We start from the raw sequence: 16,027 nt of genomic DNA on the forward strand, positions 1-16,027 counted from the left end.
CGTAGGCATGAAGCACCCCGCACGCCGTCGTACCGCAGAGCTGACCTGCACCTCATACCCAGGTACGAACCGAGCTCGCCGCGATACCCAGGTATGACCCGACCCCCGCTCCGCAGGCCACAGCTCTGCCACCCCGCGGCGCCGCCGGATCACAGCTCAGCCAGCAGCTCAGCCTTCTTCGTGGTGAATTCCGTGTCCGTGAGCAGTCCCGCCTGGTGCAGCTCGCCGAGGTGCCTGATGCGTTCCGCGATGTCCGCCGGGTCGCGCCGGGCCACCGGAGCCGAGGTGGGGACGGTGCCGGGGGTCAGGGCCGGGCCCGAAGCCCGCACCGAGGCGAGCACCGACGCCGCGAACGGCAGCGACTCGTGAACCGGGCCGTACCCGAGTCCGAAGACGACGGCCGCGGGATCCTGGTCCGCCTGCGCGGGCTGGGCCAGCGGGGTCTCCCGGCGCAGCAGCCGCAGGTGCCCCTCGAAGACCTCGGGAGAGCGCCACTCGACGCCGCTCAGGTCTGTGACCAGGAAACTCTGGTCGCCGGCTTTCCATTTCGCCGACGAAGCACCCGTCCAGAACCACCGGAAGGCGACCGACTTGCCGTCGAAGGACGCCTTCCCGTCGTACGCCTTGAACTGCAGCGGAGTCTCCGGCGCCGCGACCAGATAGCGGTCCGGAGGCCCGCAGTCGCCCTGTGTGAGCCGGGCCCGCAGCTCGTCGGCGTAATACTCGGCGAGCGTTTCCCGCTCGGCGGGCAGCACGAGCCGATACGGGTCGCAGCCGTCCTTGAGCTGTCCTGCGGCCGCCTCCATCAGCGGATCCGCGCCCGGTCTCGGCACGGCGTGCAGGACGACCGTCCCGCGCTTTCCGGGAGTGAGCGTCACCGCCGCGATCGCCTCGTGCGGGATGCGGCGTTCACCGAGCGCTTGGAGCAGCTTCGGCGTACGGATCCCCCGTTCGAAGCGGATGAGCACGGAGTCGGACTCGAACTCCCAGGCGGCATGAAATCCGGCCAGTACGTCACCCATGCGGCTCATCGTAGGCGGCACGCGCGCCTCCGTCCCTCCTGCGGCGTGCCGCTGTTTTGTCGATTTCTACGCGCGTCAGGCCGCTGTCGTTCCGGAAAATTCCTTCCGGCACGCGTCATCCCCGCTCGCGCACCGCACCGAGCGGTACGAGCCGATACCGATGTCGGCGAAGTTGCTGAGGCTTTCCGTGCCCGGTTCGAAGTAGCCGGTGTGGCCGATCGCGCCCCGCGCGGACAGTACCCGCGCGCCGAAGTCGTGAGAGACCGGGTCGGCGCCGTGGCCGAGCCCGCCGACCTCCATGTTTGGCACATCCTGGATCCAGTCGTCGCCGTCCCTGGTGGCCCAGATCCGGGCACCTGTGTCCAGCTGCGACGCCGAGTCGGCGCGCATACCGGGGCTGCCGGCCACCGCGATGTCGGAGACGCGGGAGGGCAGCGCTCGCGCGGCGACTCCGCACACCACCGAGCCGTAGCTGTGGCAGTACAGCGCGACAGGTGAGTGCCCCGGGAGTCCGCGCACCAGGGAATTGAGTCGGACCGCGCCGTCATCCGCGCGCATGGACGTGGCCGCGTCGACGCCGAGGCCGACCGGCGCGGTGTAGTCGGCCCAGGCGATCACAGCGGTACGCGCGCGTGGGTTCGCCGAGCGCTCAGCGCCGTACAGGGCCTTGGCCATGCCGACGGGCGCGGAATACTTGCGGTACGTCCGCTCGAAGGTCAGCAGGTTGGTGTCCACACCGGGCACCACGACCGACACCCTGGAGGCCTGGTCGAGGTCTCCGAAGACTTCCGCTATACGCCCCGTTCCCATGGGGTCGAAGGACAGGACCTGCCGACCCGGGTGCATCATCACGCCGAAGCGCTTCATTCTGCGCTCCGCTTCCTGCTGCCCGAGAGGGGTGAGCCGGTCGTCGTGCATCCGTCGTCGCTCGATCTTGCGGGCCTGCTCCAGGGCGACGTGGTTCGCGCGATAACGCAGCTCTACGGGCGCACCGTTCATATTGCCGACCGCAAGGGGATAGCGGGTGGCGAGCCGGGTGCGCTGTTGTGCGTTGAGCGAGGCGAAGAAATGGGCGAGCCGACCGGCCGGGGCGTCAGCGTCGGGCAGGGCCCGTCCGTTGACGTGCCCTTGATCCCAGGCGGAGAGCGAGGCCGCGAGCGGCGACGCGGCGTCTCTGTGGTGGCGCACTGCGGTCCAGCCCGTGGTCGCCAGCATGACGAACACGACGGCGAGCGCGAGCAGTGCGCGCCAGACGTTGAGTTGAGGGGAGGAGTCGAAGGAAGTCACTACGGACCACCCTAGGAGAAGCGTGATGCCTACCGTGCACCGGGTGAGGCAGATCACGTTTCCTGTGGGGTAATTGAGGCAAAGTGGGCGCACGGCTGGGCGTTTCGTTACGCTCCGTAGGCGTGCGTGGGCGCAGTGCGCCCAGGCTTTACCGTTACTGACGGTGTATCAAGGAGTTACTCGGTGTGCTGATTCGCTCCGCGATTCGCCCCGTGGTCACCCGTGATGCACCTCGTGGTTCACCCTCGACGCCTTGTCCGCGTACCTCGACGTGGAGTGCGTGCACGGTCACTCTGTGCGCCAATTCTCTGCCAGGGCGGGCCCCATGTGGTCGAGGTATGTCTCGGTGATCGCACGGATCGATTCCACACTGGAGTCCTCGCCGGCTCCCCACAGTCGCCCGGTCACCCGCATCACTCCGCTGAAGGCGGCCACCACCACGCGCGGTCGTGGGTCGGTGTCCAGGTCGAGACCTTCGCGCTCGGCGATCACTCGCGCGATCTCCTCCTCCATCTCGATGGAGCGCCGCAGATGGGCGGCGAGCAGGGAGGGGGTGGACTCGATCATCTGGTAGGTGCGCATGTGGAGTTCGACCGGAACGACCTCCTCGATGGACCGTCCCATCGCGTCCCAGGCGCCGATGACGGCTCCGCGCAGCGCCGTGAACGGCGCCTCGTCGGCGGGGCGTTCGCGCAGGACCTCCACGAACCGCCGCTCCACCATCTCCTGTACGGCGAAGGCGGTCTCCTGCTTGTTGGTGAAGTAGCGGAAGAACGTGCGCTGGGAGACGTCCACGGCTTCGGCGATCTCGTCGATCGTCGTCTCCTCGTACCCCTTGGTGGTGAAGAGCTCGAGCGCCGCGCGCAGGAGGGCGTCGCGGGTGCGCTGCTTCTTGCGCTCGCGCAGTCCGGGCCGCGAGGGCTCGCTGGAGACGTCTCCGGAGGCCTCGGCCTGCAGTTTCACGGGGTCCATCGCTCGCTGCTCAGTCCTCACGCCATGGCCCTCTTTCTGCCTGTTTGACCGGCTCACCATACCTGTGAGGTACGTGACAGTTACCGACTTGTGAAATGGTTTGTCAACTGTCAGTGGCTGACACTAATCTCCAGCGCATGACTAGTCAGATCACCGTCGACAAGGCGGACAAGGCGCCGGAGCCATCGTCCGCTCCGAACCCGGCCAAGGGGCTCCGCGGCCACCCTTGGCTGACGCTCATCTCCGTCGCGATCGGCGTGATGATGGTTGCCCTTGACGGCACCATCGTGGCAATCGCCAACCCGGCCATCGCGAAGGACCTCGGCACCACGATGGCCGGTGTCCAGTGGATCACCAACGGCTATCTCCTCGCGCTCGCCGTCGCGCTGATCACCGCGGGCAAGCTCGGTGACCGGTTCGGCCACCGCCAGACCTTCCTGATCGGTGTGGCGGGCTTTGCCATCGCCTCCGGCGCCATCGGGTTCTCCAGCAGCGTCGGCCTGGTCGTCGCCTTCCGGGTGCTCCAGGGACTCTTCGGAGCCCTGCTGATGCCGGCCGCGCTCGGTCTGCTGCGCGCCACCTTCCCTGCCGAGAAGCTGAACATGGCGATCGGTATCTGGGGCATGGTCATCGGCGCTTCGACCGCGGGTGGCCCCATCGTCGGTGGCCTGCTCGTCGAGCACGTCAGCTGGCAGTCGGTGTTCTTCATCAACGTGCCCGTCGGTGTCATCGCTCTCGTCCTCGGCCTGGTGATCCTCAAGGACCACCGCGCCGAGAACGCGCCGAAGTCCTTCGACATCCCTGGCATCGTCTTGTTGTCGGGTGGCATGTTCGCGCTGATCCTGGCCCTCATCAAGGGCTCGGAGTGGGGCTGGGGCGGCTCACGGACGCTGCTCTTCCTGGTGGGCGCGGTGGTTCTCTTCGCGCTCTTCGCCTTCTGGGAGACGAAGGTCAAGGAGCCGCTCATCCCGCTGGGCATGTTCAGGTCCGTCCCGCTGTCCGCCGGTACGGTCCTGATGGTGCTGATGGCCTTCGCCTTCATGGGCGGGCTGTTCTTCGTCACCTTCTACTTGCAGAACGTGCACGGCATGAGCCCGGTCGACAGCGGACTTCACCTCCTGCCCCTGACGGCCATGATGATCGTGGCGTCGCCGATCGCCGGTGCGCTCATCACCAAGTTCGGGCCGCGGGTGCCGCTGGTCGGTGGCATGGTGGCCACCGCCATCGCAATGTTCGGCATGTCCACGATGACCACGGACACCGCGACGCTGCCGATGTCGCTCTGGCTCGGCATGTTGGGGCTCGGACTCGCGCCGGTGATGGTCGGAGCCACCGAGGTCATCGTCGGCAACGCCCCGCTGGAGCTCTCCGGCGTCGCGGGTGGCCTGCAGCAGGCCGGAATGCAGGTCGGCGGTGCTCTCGGTACGGCGGTGCTCGGCGCGGTGATGGCAGCCCGGGTCGACAGCGACCTTCCCGCGAACTGGGCCGACGCCAAGCTTCCCCCCATGACGCCGGAGCAGCTGGACCAGGCGTCCGCTGTGGTCGAGATGGGCGGAGCCCCCGTCCCGCCGAAGGCTCCGGCACCGGCCGCCGAAGCGATCACCTCGGTCGCCCATGACACGTTCGTGTCCGGCATGGGCCTGGCCTTCACCGTCGCCGGCGTCGTCGCGGTGGTCGCGGCCCTCGTCGCCACGTTGACCAAGCGAGGCGCCAACGCCGAGGCGGGCGCTGGAGCCGGACACATTTAGCGCTCACGGCCGGACATGTTCAGGCGTACGCCCCACGCATCCAGGGCGTACGCCGAGCTGCAGCTGCCCGGCGCTCACGCATCAGGGAAAGCCCCTCAGGGTTCAACTGGGGGGCTTTCGCCTATCTGGGTGGCGCACATCCGTACCCCTTCCGACGGAGCTGGCGAGTGGGTCACAGTTCTCGCAAGTGATCCACCTGACACGGGAGTTGAAGCAGATGCGTACGACCATGCCCAAGACTGTCGCCGCGGCCGCACTCGCCGCCGTGATCCTGGCACCCGCACAGGCCGGGGCCACGACACCGTCCGCACACCCCGACTCCGCGACGCCCGCACCCACAGCGCCCACGGCACTCACAGCACCCGCGAGGCACGCGCGGACCGCCGGGCCACCCATGCTCGCCGGCTGCGGGCCAGGGGAGCTCTGCCTATGGAAGAAGCCGGGTTTCCACGGCGCCCGACAGACGTATGAGCTGTCCGAGATCGACATCGAGAGCTGCGTAGCGCTGCCCGAGGGGGGCAGCGCTCAAGCTCTCGCCAATCGAACGGGCCGGCCGGTCACCACCTACCAGTCCGCGGAGTGCGCCGAGACCGGCGAGTTCGACACGTACCCGGGCGGTGGGACCTGGGCCCCCGAATCGCCCTATCGCGTACGGGCGTTCAAGGTCTGGGAGAGCTGACTGGAGGGGGACTCGCGCAGGAAACGCCGGAAGGCGGCGGGCCCTTCGGCCCACCGCCCTCCCAACAACCACCTACGTACTGCCGCACACCGCACGGACTGACGGACCAACGGACTAGGCGTCGCCTCCAGCGGCGCCCGGGTCGGCCGACGCGACGTCGAGCAGCTGGTAGCGGTCGATGGCCTGCTTCAGTACGGAGCGGTCGAGCTTGCCCTCGCGGGCCAGCTCGGTCAGTACGCCGACGACGATCGACTGCGCGTCGATGTGGAAGAAGCGGCGAGCCGCACCGCGGGTGTCCGCGAAGCCGAAGCCATCGGCTCCCAGGGACTGGTACGTCCCGGGGACCCAGCGGGAGATCTGGTCGGGGACGCTCCGCATCCAGTCGGAGACGGCCACGAACGGACCCTCGGCGCCGGAGAGCTTGCGCGTCACGTACGGGATGCGCTGCTCCTCCTCGGGGTGCAGGAGGTTGTGCCGCTCCACCTCGACCGCCTCGCGGCGCAGTTCGTTCCAGGAGGTCGCCGACCAGACGTCCGCCTTGACGTTCCACTCCGACGCGAGGATCTGCTGGGCCTCGACCGCCCACGGGACCGCGACTCCGGAAGCGAGGATCTGCGCCGGGATGGCACCTTGCTCGCCCGCCTTGAAGCGGTAGACACCCTTGAGAATGCCGTCGACATCCACATCGGCGGGCTCGGCCGGGTGCTGGATCGGCTCGTTGTAGACGGTGAGGTAGTAGAAGACGTCCTCGCTGTCGGGGCCGTACATCCTGCGCAGGCCGTCCTTGACGATGTGCGCGATCTCGTAGCCGAACGCGGGGTCGTAGGCGACGCAGGCCGGGTTGGTCGAGGCGAGCAGCTGCGAGTGGCCGTCCGCGTGCTGGAGGCCCTCGCCGGTCAGGGTCGTGCGGCCGGCGGTGGCGCCGAGGACGAAGCCGCGGGCCAGCTGGTCGGCCATCTGCCAGAACTGGTCGCCGGTGCGCTGGAAACCGAACATCGAGTAGAAGACATAGACCGGGATCAGCGGTTCGCCGTGCGTGGCGTAGGCCGAACCCGCGGCGATGAGGGACGCCGTGCAGCCTGCCTCCGAGATGCCGTCGTGCAGCATCTGACCGGTCGGGGACTCCTTGTAGGCGAGGAGCAGTTCGCGGTCGACGGATTCGTACTGCTGGCCGAGCGGGTTGTAGATCTTCGCGCTCGGGAAGAAGGCGTCCATGCCGAAGGTGCGGTACTCGTCGGGGGCGATCAGCACGAAGCGCTTGCCGATCTCCTTGTCCCGCATGAGGTCCTTCAGAATGCGGACGAACGCCATGGTGGTGGCGATCGACTGCTGGCCCGAGCCCTTCTTCGCGGCCGCGTACGTCTTGTCCTCGGGCAGCTGGAGAGGCTTCGAGCGCACTACGCGGGTCGGGACGTAACCGCCGAGGCCCTGGCGGCGGTCGTGCATGTACTGGATCTCTTCGGAGTCCCGGCCGGGGTGGTAGTACGGCGGGGCGCCGCCCTCGAGCTCCTTGTCCGTGATCGGGATGTGCAGGCGGTCGCGGAAGCCCTTGAGGTCGTCGGCCGTCAGCTTCTTCATCTGGTGCGTGGCGTTGCGGCCCTCGAAGTTCGGGCCGAGTGTCCAGCCCTTGACCGTCTGCGCCAGGATGACGGTCGGCTGGCCCTTGTGGGCCTTGGCCGCCGCGTAGGCCGCGTAGACCTTCTTGTGGTCGTGGCCGCCGCGGCCCAGGTGCAGGATCTGCTCGTCGGTCATGTTCTCGACCATGGAGCGCAGGCGGTGGTCGTCGCCGAAGAAGTGGTCGCGGATGTACGAGCCGGTCTCCGTCGCGTACGTCTGGAACTGGCCGTCGGGCGTGGTGTTGAGCCGGTTGACCAGGACGCCGTCGCGGTCCTGCGCGAGCAGCGGGTCCCAACTGCGGTCCCAGACGAGCTTGATGACGTTCCATCCGGCGCCGCGGAACTGCGACTCCAGCTCCTGGATGATCTTGCCGTTGCCGCGCACCGGGCCGTCGAGCCGCTGGAGGTTGCAGTTGACGACGAAGGTCAGGTTGTCCAGGCCCTCGCGGGCGGCGATGGAGAGCTGGCCGAGCGACTCGGGCTCGTCCATCTCGCCGTCGCCGAGGTAGGCCCAGACGTGCGACTTGGAGGTGTCGGCGATGTCGCGCGCCTCCATGTAGCGGTTCATCCGGGCCTGGAAGATCGCGCCGAGCGGGCCGAGGCCCATGGAGACGGTGGGGAACTCCCAGAAGTCCGGCATCAGGCGCGGGTGAGGGTAGGACGAGAGGCCGTTCGGAGCCTTCGACTTCTCCTGGCGGAACGCGTCGAGCTGCTGCTCGGAGAGCCGGTCGAGGAGGAAGGCGCGGGCGTAGATACCGGGGGACGCGTGCCCCTGGAAGAAGATCTGGTCGCCGCCGTCGCCCTCGTCCTTGCCGCGGAAGAAGTGGTTGAAGCCCACGTCGTAGAGGGAGGCCGATGAGGCGAAGGTGGCGATGTGGCCGCCGACCCCGATGCCGGGGCGCTGGGCGCGTGACACCATCACCGCGGCGTTCCAGCGGGTCGCGTTCAGGACCTTGCGTTCGATTTCCTCGTTGCCGGGGAAGAACGGCTCGTCCTTGGTGGCGATCGTGTTGACGTAGTCCGTGCTGCGCATCTCGGGCACGGCGACGCGCTTCTCGCGCGCGCGTTCGATGAGCCGGAGCATCAGGTAGCGGGCCCGCTCGCGACCGCGTTCGTCGACCGCGGCATCAAGGGAGTCGAGCCACTCCTGGGTCTCTTCGGGATCGAAGTCCGGGACCTGACTCGGCAGGCCGCCAATGATGATCGGGTTGCGATCGGATCCGGAAGCCACGCTGTTCCTTCGCTGTTGGGGCTTTCGCCTGGGTTCTGCCTGGCTGTGAGACGTTCCCCATCGTGTACCGCGTGGGCGGAATCGTCATCTCTACTGAGAGGTAACCGAGGGGTTCGCCCGGCGGCCCTGAGGTAGGCTCGGCCAAATCGCAACGATACGCCCATCCTGCCTAGCCGGTTCGTAAGGCCGTTCGGACCTCAGTTCCGTTCGGCGTCGTACGAGCGAAGTGCGAGCGAAGAAGGATCTGGCAGGTGGGCCTTCTGTTGCGGCGACACGGCCGGGAACGTCACCGTTTCGGCGGTCTTGACGGCCGGGTACTTGCGCGATCCGGTCCGCCCGTGTGGACTACCGCCAATGCCCCGCGCACGCGCGTGGGTGAAGGCATTCCCGAAAACATGATCAGGAGGCAAGCCGTGAGCGCGACCGCGGACCACGCGGAGGAGCGGACCAACCCTGCCGCGAGGCTGGGTTTCCAGCCCGAGCAGGTGGTCCAGGAGATCGGCTACGACGACGATGTCGATCAGGAGCTCCGCGAGGCCATTGAAGGGGTGATCGGCAGTGAGCTCGTCGATGAGGACTACGACGACACCGCCGACGCTGTGGTGCTGTGGTTCCGTGAGGACGACGGCGACCTGACGGACGCGTTGGTCGACGCAACCCAGCTGATCGAAGAGGGCGGCGACCTCTGGCTGATGACGCCCAAGACCGGCCGCGACGGTTACGTCGAGCCGAGCGACATCAATGAAGCAGCCACGACCGCAGGCCTTGCGCAGACCAGGACCATCAGCGCCGGCAAGGACTGGACGGGCAGCCGTCTGGTCACGCCGAAGGCGGCAGCCAAGAAGCGGTGAAGCTGCCGCTCAGGCAGCAGGAAGTCGACTGAGCCAATCGCTGTGAGCCCCCGCCGACACGCGTCGGTGGGGGCTTACGCATGCGCGCGGACGGAAGGCGCCGCCCGCGATGCGGGCGGACCGGACGAAATGCCCAGTGCGTAGGGTGGTCGTCACCCGAACAGCTCCATCGAAGGGATGCGTACTCATGGCGCTCGCTGGAATCGCGACCGGCACCAAAGCTCCGGACTTCGAGCTGAAGGACAACCACGGCCGGGCCGTGAAGCTGTCGGACTTCCGCGGCGACAAGAACGTGGTGCTGCTCTTCTACCCGTTCGCGTTCACCGGCGTCTGCACCGGCGAGCTCTGTGCGCTCCGCGACGAACTGCCGAAGTTCGTCAACGACGACACCCAGCTGCTCGCGGTCTCCAACGACTCCATCCACACCCTGCGCGTCTTCGCCGAGCAGGAAGGCCTGGAGTATCCGCTGCTCTCGGACTTCTGGCCGCACGGAGAGGCGTCGCGCGCGTACGAGGTCTTCGATGAGGAGAAGGGCTGCGCCGTGCGCGGCACCTTCATCATCGACAAGGAGGGCGTGGTGCGCTGGACCGTCGTCAACGGCCTGCCGGACGCCCGCGACCTCAACGAGTACGTCAGGGCGCTCGACACCCTGTGATTCCCCAAGGGTGACACCCTGGGGTTCCTCAGGGGTGACACCCTGCGATTCTTCAGGTGCAGAGCCTGTGGCGGCCGGGAACCGGTCACTAGGATCCACTCGTTGATCCGATGGCAAAGCACGACTGGGGCTCCCCGCCCCTGGACAAATATTGGGAGGATTTGTGGGAGTCAGCCTCAGCAAGGGCGGCAACGTATCCCTGAGCAAGGAGGCACCCGGCCTGACCGCGGTGCTGATCGGCCTGGGCTGGGACGTCCGTACCACCACCGGTACGGACTTCGACCTCGACGCCAGCGCCATTCTGACCAACGCCGAGGGCAAGGTCAGCAGCGACGGCAATTTCGTGTTCTTCAACAACCTGAAGAGCCCGGACGGATCCGTCGAGCACACCGGTGACAACACCACCGGTGAGGGCGAGGGCGACGACGAGGCGATCAAGGTCAACCTGGCGGCCGTCCCGGCCGACGTGGACAAGATCGTCTTCCCGGTCTCGATCTACGAGGCCGAGTCCCGTCAGCAGTCGTTCGGCCAGGTGCGCAACGCGTTCATCCGCGTCGTGAACCAGGCGGGCGGCGCGGAAATCGCGCGGTACGACCTCTCCGAGGACGCATCGACGGAGACGGCGATGGTCTTCGGCGAGCTGTACCGCAACGGCGCGGAGTGGAAGTTCCGCGCGGTCGGCCAGGGCTACGCCTCGGGCCTGCGCGGCATCGCGCAGGACTTCGGCGTCAACGTCTGAGCCGAGTAACGTCCTCCGCCTTGTCGTCCGGCGCCGCACGCTACGAGTGCGGCGCCGGACGTGCTCAGAACAGCTGGGTACGCGGCTCGAAAAACAGCTGGGTATGCGGCCCAGAGCCGCTGGACATGCTCAAAACCGCCGGACTCTTGATCTCGAACGAATCATGCTTCGAATGTTTCGAACCACGGGGAGGACCACATCATGGGCGTCACGCTCGCCAAGGGAGGCAATGTCTCCCTCTCCAAGGCCGCACCGAACCTCACACAGGTCCTGGTCGGCCTCGGCTGGGACGCGCGCTCCACCACAGGAGCCCCCTTCGACCTCGACGCCAGTGCACTGATGTGCAACTCGGGCCGGGTCATCGGCGATGAGTGGTTCGTCTTCTACAACAATCTCAAGAGCCCGGACGGCTCCGTCGAACACACCGGCGACAACCTCACGGGTGAGGGTGACGGGGACGACGAGTCGCTCCTGATCGACCTTTCCAAGGTTCCCGCCAACTGCGACAAGATCGTCTTCCCTGTCTCGATCCATGACGCGGACAACCGCGGGCAGACGTTCGGCCAGGTCAGCAACGCTTTTATCCGGGTGGTCAATCAGGCCGACCACCAGGAGCTCGCGCGCTACGACCTCAGCGAGGACGCCTCCACGGAGACCGCGATGATCTTCGGCGAGGTCTACCGATACGGCGGCGAATGGAAGTTCCGTGCCGTTGGGCAGGGGTACGCGTCGGGTCTGCGGGGCATCGCTCTAGACTTCGGGGTCAATGTTTCGTAAAGCTGGGGACCGGCGCGGGGGAGACCGCTACACGGGAGCCCGTACACACACGATTGGGTAGCCAGTGCTTCTGAAAACCTTCGGCTGGTCGTTCGCGGTTACCGCGCTCGGCCTGGTCGCGGCGGTGCTCTACGGGGGGTGGACAGGTTTCGGGATCGTGGCGATCCTGTCCATCCTCGAGATCTCGCTGTCCTTCGACAACGCGGTGGTCAACGCCGGGATCCTGAAGAAGATGAGTGCCTTCTGGCAGAAAATCTTCCTCACCGTCGGTGTGCTGATCGCCGTCTTCGGTATGCGGCTGGTGTTCCCCGTCGCGATCGTGGCCATGAGCGCCAAGATCGGCCCGATCGAGGCCGTGCGGCTGGCTCTCAACGACAAGGACAAGTACCAGCAGCTGGTGACCGACGCCCACCCGTCGATCGCCGCGTTCGGTGGCATGTTCCTGCTGATGATTTTCCTCGACTTCATTTTCGAGGACCGTGACATCAAGTGGCTCGGCTGGCTGGAGCGCCCGCTCGCCAAGCTCGGCAAGGTCGACATGCTGTCGGTCTGCATCGCGCTCGTCGTGCTCCTGATCTCCTCGATGACCGTGGCCACCCACGCCCACCAGCATGGTGGCGCGCATGTGGACAAGGCACAGACGGTGCTCATCTCCGGCATCGCCGGACTCATCACCTATCTCATCGTGGGCGGTCTCTCCGGATTCTTCGAGAACAAGCTCGAGGAAGAAGAGGAGCGCGAGCACGAGGAGGAGGAAGAGGCCCAGAAGAGCGGCAAGAAGGTTCCTGCCATCGTCATGGCGGGCAAGGCCGCGTTCTTCATGTTCCTCTACCTCGAGGTCCTGGACGCGTCGTTCTCCTTCGACGGTGTCATCGGTGCCTTCGCGATCACGAACGACATCGTCCTGATGGCGCTCGGTCTCGGTATCGGCGCGATGTACGTCCGGTCCCTCACCGTCTACCTGGTCCGCCAGGGCACTCTCGACGACTACGTCTACCTGGAGCACGGCGCGCACTACGCGATCGGCGCCCTCTCCGTGATCCTGCTCATCACGATCCAGTACGAGATCCACGAGGTCATCACCGGCTCCGTCGGCGTCCTCCTGATCTTCTGGTCCTTCTGGTCCTCCGTGCGCCGCAACAAGGCGCTGGCGGCGGCCGAGGGGGGAAACGACTCGGGCTCGGACGAGAAGACTGAGGTCTCGTCCGGAGTGTGACCCGGGGCTGATTGAGGAACGCTTCTGAACGGGGCGGCCATCGAGGACGCGTCCTCCTGGCCGCCCCGTGTCATTCGTAAGGGCCCATGAGGGCACTGGCACTTTGGGGGCGGCAATGTCCTTCTGGGACGGGTTGTGGCGTGGGCGCTCGATGGACTTCGAGTCCGGCAGCGCCGCGACCAACTCCATCGAACTCACCAAGCGGCACCCGACGGTCTCGCTCAACAAACAGGGCGCGGCCACCGGAAACCTCCGGGTCAACCTGCACTGGCAGATGCGTACGTCCGACATCATCGGCAAGCAGCGCCAGGGCGGGGGCCTGCTGCGGCACCCCTTCAAGATGCTCCAGCCCGACGTGGTGCAGGCGCACACGCAGGGTGTGGTCAACGTGGACCTCGACCTCGGCTGCCTGTACGAGATGGCGGACGGGGCCAAGGGCGTCGTACAGCCGCTCGGCAGCTTCTTCGGGACCCTCAACGCCCCGCCGTACGTGAAGCTCAGCGGCGACGACCGGTTCGGTTCGCCGTCCGGCGAGACGCTCTATGTGAACCTCGACCACCGCGACTCGATCAAGCGGCTGCTGTTCTTCGCGTACATCTACGACCAGACCCCGGCCTTCGACCGTACGCACGCGAAGGTGACGCTCTATCCCAGCAACGGCCCGCGGATCGAGATCGACCTGGACGAGCGCCATCCGCAGGCCCGCTCCTGTGCCGTGTTCACGCTGGAGAACGTCAAGGACGAGCTGGTCGTGCGCCGCGAGGTGAAGTTCGTGTACGGCTTCCAGTCCGAGCTCGACCGGCTCTACGGCTGGGGCCTGCAGTGGGGCCGTGGCTACAAGTCGAAGGTGGGCGGCGCCTGAGTGCCATGGCGCGCACCGGCCGTCCGCACAGCCGCTTCAGCGCGCCAGGAACTGCGGGCCCTGCGGCGGCAGCCGGAAGTTCGGGTCGGGCATCGGGGCCACGGGCTGCGGATAGCCGTACGAGGGCTGCGCGGCCGGCGCCTGATGGGCGGGCGCGTGCTGCGGATAGCCGTAGGAAGGCTGCGGAGCGGGCTGGTGGCGCGGAGGCTCGGGCGGGTAGCCGTACGAGGGCTGGGGGGCCGGTGCGGGGAAGGGCTGCCGGGCCGGAGCCGGGATGGCGGCGGTCGGGGCGGCCGGACCCGGGAACGGCTGCGCCACGGGCTGCTGCGGATGCGTGTGCGGATACGGCTGGGGGAGCGAGGCCTCGGCCGTCGGTTCGGGCACGGCTTCCGACTCGTCCACGGAGATGCCGAAGTCGCCGGCGAGACCCTCCAGGCCGTTCAGATATCCCTCACCCAGGGCGCGGAACTTCCAGACGTCACCGCGTCGGTAGAGCTCGCCGCAGATCAGGGCCGTCTCGGAGCCGGTCTGCGGGGTGATGTCGAAATACGCCAGCGGTTCGCCATCGCCGACCCCGGCGTCGTACAGCAGGATGCGCAGCGCGCGTACGTGCTCGAAGGCGACGTTCTCGGCGGAGGCGACGAGCAGGACTCGGCTCACCGCGGGATCAAGGCCCGCCAGATCCGTCTGGACGGTGTCGGTGAGGCCCTCGGCGAGGCCCTGGGCGACGCGCTTCTTGCCGAGCCGCCAGACCTTGCCCGACGGATGGCGCGGCTGGTTGTAGAAGACGAAGTCCTCGTCGGACCGCACGCGGCCGTCGGCGCCGAGCAGAAGCGCCGACGCGTCGACGTCGGGGACGCCCTGTCCCGGGGTCCAGCGCAGCACTGCGCGGACGGCCGTGGCTTCGAGCGGGACGTTCGACCCCTTCAACATCGCGTGCGTCATGCGGTCATCCTGCCTTCCCGGTGGTCGACGGGACAACGCGGGGGTGACGGTGTGTGGTCCGTGTGTCTGACATGGCCGGGTTACCTGAATTTCATGCCCATGGGGAACCCTTGACACCCCTCCCTACGTACTATTACCGGCCACATCACGTCGGATCGCACCGACGAGTACAGGGGAAATAATGCGTCATTTCGGGCATATAGCCCCAGAGGTGCGACAGCGTCTCTTCCATCGGGAGCCGTGCACCTTCACCGCGGACTCCCCCCCGCGCCTGCTCGCAGCCGCCCTGGGAGCCACGCTCTACAGCCCCGCGACACGCCCCCGCCTGGCCGACGACATCCTGAAGCAGGCCGGGCGTGGCGTGATCTCGATGGTCCTCTGCCTGGAGGACTCGATCGATGACACGGAGGTCGTCGGCGCCGAGGAGAACCTGGTCAGGCAGTTCGCCGACCTGGCCGAGCGGACCGAGCGGGACGGCGTCGAGCCGCCGCTGCTCTTCATCCGGGTCCGCGCGCCGGAGCAGATAGCCGACCTGGCGCACCGCCTCGGCCCCAGCGTCCGGCTGCTGTCCGGATTCGTACTGCCCAAGTTCACCGAGGAGCGCGGCGTCGCCTTCCTGGAGTCGCTCACGGCGGCGGGGGCGGCCAGCGGCCGGCGGCTCTTCGCGATGCCGGTCCTCGAATCACCCGAGCTCCTCCACCTGGAAAGCCGCACGGAGACGCTCGCCGGGATCGCCCGCACCGTCGACAAATACCGCGAGAACGTGCTCGCGCTGCGCCTCGGTGTCACCGACTTCTGCTCGGCGTACGGGCTCCGCAGGCCGCCGCACATGACCGCGTACGACGTACACATCGTGGCCTCGGTCATCGCCGACGTGGTGAATCACCTGGGCCGGGCCGACGGCACGGGCTTCATCGTGACCGGCCCCGTGTGGGAGTACTTCCGCGTCCAGGAGAGAATGTTCAAGCCGCAGCTGCGCCGCAGCCCCTTCCTGGAGGGGCGGGCGGACGAACTGCGGCAGGCGCTCATCGAGCACGACATCGACGGCCTGCTCCGCGAGATCGAGCTCGACCGGGCGAACGGCCTGACCGGCAAGACCTGCATCCACCCCTCGCACGTCCTGCCCGTGCACGCGCTCTCGGTCGTCAGCCACGAGGAGTTCAGTGACGCCGAGGACATCCTGCGCCCCGAGCGGGGCGGCGGCGGAGTCATGCGCTCGGCGTACACGAACAAGATGAACGAGGTGAAGCCGCACCGCGCGTGGGCCGAGCGGACCCTCCAGCGTGCCGAGGTCTTCGGCGTCGCACGGGAGGACATCGGCTTCGTGGAGCTGCTCACCGCCGGGCTCTCCGGCTGACGGCTCGTTTCGCCGGGCTGGTCGGCTTCGGCTCACCGCAAGGAACGTAAGGAACGTAAGGACTGTGCGA

14 protein-coding genes are annotated in these 16,027 nt (G+C 67.4%); 9 read left to right on the forward strand and 5 right to left on the reverse strand.

The features are described from left to right. Positions 1-149 precede the first annotated feature (149 nt). The 3 genes from ACGFSB_RS03405 to ACGFSB_RS03415 form a co-directional block, all read right to left on the reverse strand. Entirely contained in the window at positions 150-1,022 is an 873-nt protein-coding gene (locus ACGFSB_RS03405) for a DUF4429 domain-containing protein (RefSeq protein WP_393393305.1), read from the reverse strand. 75 nt (positions 1,023-1,097) lie between these two features. Next, the gene (locus ACGFSB_RS03410) at positions 1,098-2,309 is read right to left on the reverse strand and encodes an alpha/beta hydrolase (protein WP_393393307.1); all 1,212 of its coding nucleotides are present in this window, start codon (positions 2,307-2,309) and stop codon (positions 1,098-1,100) included. Between the two features lie 288 nt (positions 2,310-2,597). Then, the gene (locus tag ACGFSB_RS03415; RefSeq protein ID WP_393393310.1) at positions 2,598-3,281 is read right to left on the reverse strand and encodes a TetR/AcrR family transcriptional regulator; all 684 of its coding nucleotides are present in this window, start codon (positions 3,279-3,281) and stop codon (positions 2,598-2,600) included. Between the two features lie 137 nt (positions 3,282-3,418). Between ACGFSB_RS03415 and ACGFSB_RS03420 the strand changes: the two genes are divergently transcribed. Both ACGFSB_RS03420 and ACGFSB_RS03425 read left to right on the forward strand, forming a co-directional pair. After that, entirely contained in the window at positions 3,419-5,029 is a 1,611-nt protein-coding gene (locus ACGFSB_RS03420; protein ID WP_393393312.1) for an MFS transporter, read from the forward strand. Between the two features lie 217 nt (positions 5,030-5,246). Then, positions 5,247-5,708: a peptidase inhibitor family I36 protein gene (locus tag ACGFSB_RS03425; RefSeq protein ID WP_393393814.1), complete on the forward strand. Its 462-nt coding sequence runs from the start codon at positions 5,247-5,249 to the stop codon at positions 5,706-5,708. A gap of 114 nt (positions 5,709-5,822) precedes the next feature. Here the strand turns inward: ACGFSB_RS03425 and aceE are convergent, their stop codons facing one another. Next, positions 5,823-8,555, reverse strand: coding sequence for a pyruvate dehydrogenase (acetyl-transferring), homodimeric type (gene aceE, locus ACGFSB_RS03430; protein ID WP_393393314.1), 2,733 nt, complete (start codon positions 8,553-8,555; stop codon positions 5,823-5,825). A gap of 413 nt (positions 8,556-8,968) precedes the next feature. Here aceE and ACGFSB_RS03435 point away from each other — a divergent pair, with 413 nt between their 5' ends. The 6 genes from ACGFSB_RS03435 (at position 8,969) to ACGFSB_RS03460 (ending at position 13,655) form a co-directional block, all read left to right on the forward strand. After that, positions 8,969-9,406 carry a DUF3052 domain-containing protein gene (locus ACGFSB_RS03435; RefSeq protein WP_393393317.1) on the forward strand — a complete coding sequence of 146 codons (438 nt, stop codon included), beginning with the start codon at positions 8,969-8,971 and terminating at the stop codon, positions 9,404-9,406. Positions 9,407-9,593: 187 nt separating this feature from the next. After that, on the forward strand, positions 9,594-10,061 hold the full coding sequence (locus ACGFSB_RS03440; protein ID WP_393393320.1) for a peroxiredoxin: 468 nt from the start codon (positions 9,594-9,596) through the stop codon (positions 10,059-10,061). A gap of 163 nt (positions 10,062-10,224) precedes the next feature. After that, positions 10,225-10,800, forward strand: coding sequence for a TerD family protein (locus ACGFSB_RS03445; protein WP_393393322.1), 576 nt, complete (start codon positions 10,225-10,227; stop codon positions 10,798-10,800). Between the two features lie 201 nt (positions 10,801-11,001). Next, the gene (locus ACGFSB_RS03450; protein ID WP_393393324.1) at positions 11,002-11,577 is read left to right on the forward strand and encodes a TerD family protein; all 576 of its coding nucleotides are present in this window, start codon (positions 11,002-11,004) and stop codon (positions 11,575-11,577) included. Between the two features lie 64 nt (positions 11,578-11,641). Beyond that, entirely contained in the window at positions 11,642-12,793 is a 1,152-nt protein-coding gene (locus ACGFSB_RS03455) for a DUF475 domain-containing protein (protein WP_393393326.1), read from the forward strand. Between the two features lie 115 nt (positions 12,794-12,908). Continuing rightward, on the forward strand, positions 12,909-13,655 hold the full coding sequence (locus tag ACGFSB_RS03460) for a Tellurium resistance (RefSeq protein WP_393393328.1): 747 nt from the start codon (positions 12,909-12,911) through the stop codon (positions 13,653-13,655). Between the two features lie 36 nt (positions 13,656-13,691). Here ACGFSB_RS03460 and ACGFSB_RS03465 read toward each other — a convergent pair whose 3' ends face one another. Beyond that, positions 13,692-14,600 (reverse strand): TerD family protein, encoded by a 909-nt coding sequence (locus ACGFSB_RS03465; RefSeq protein ID WP_393393331.1) that lies wholly within the window; start codon positions 14,598-14,600, stop codon positions 13,692-13,694. 181 nt (positions 14,601-14,781) lie between these two features. On the opposite strand from ACGFSB_RS03465, the gene ACGFSB_RS03470 reads away from it, so the two are divergent. Beyond that, positions 14,782-15,957, forward strand: coding sequence for an HpcH/HpaI aldolase/citrate lyase family protein (locus ACGFSB_RS03470; RefSeq protein WP_393393334.1), 1,176 nt, complete (start codon positions 14,782-14,784; stop codon positions 15,955-15,957). Positions 15,958-16,027: the final 70 nt, after the last annotated feature.

The organism is Streptomyces sp. NPDC048441 (assembly GCF_043200235.1).
Classification (GTDB): Bacteria; Actinomycetota; Actinomycetes; order Streptomycetales; family Streptomycetaceae; genus Streptomyces.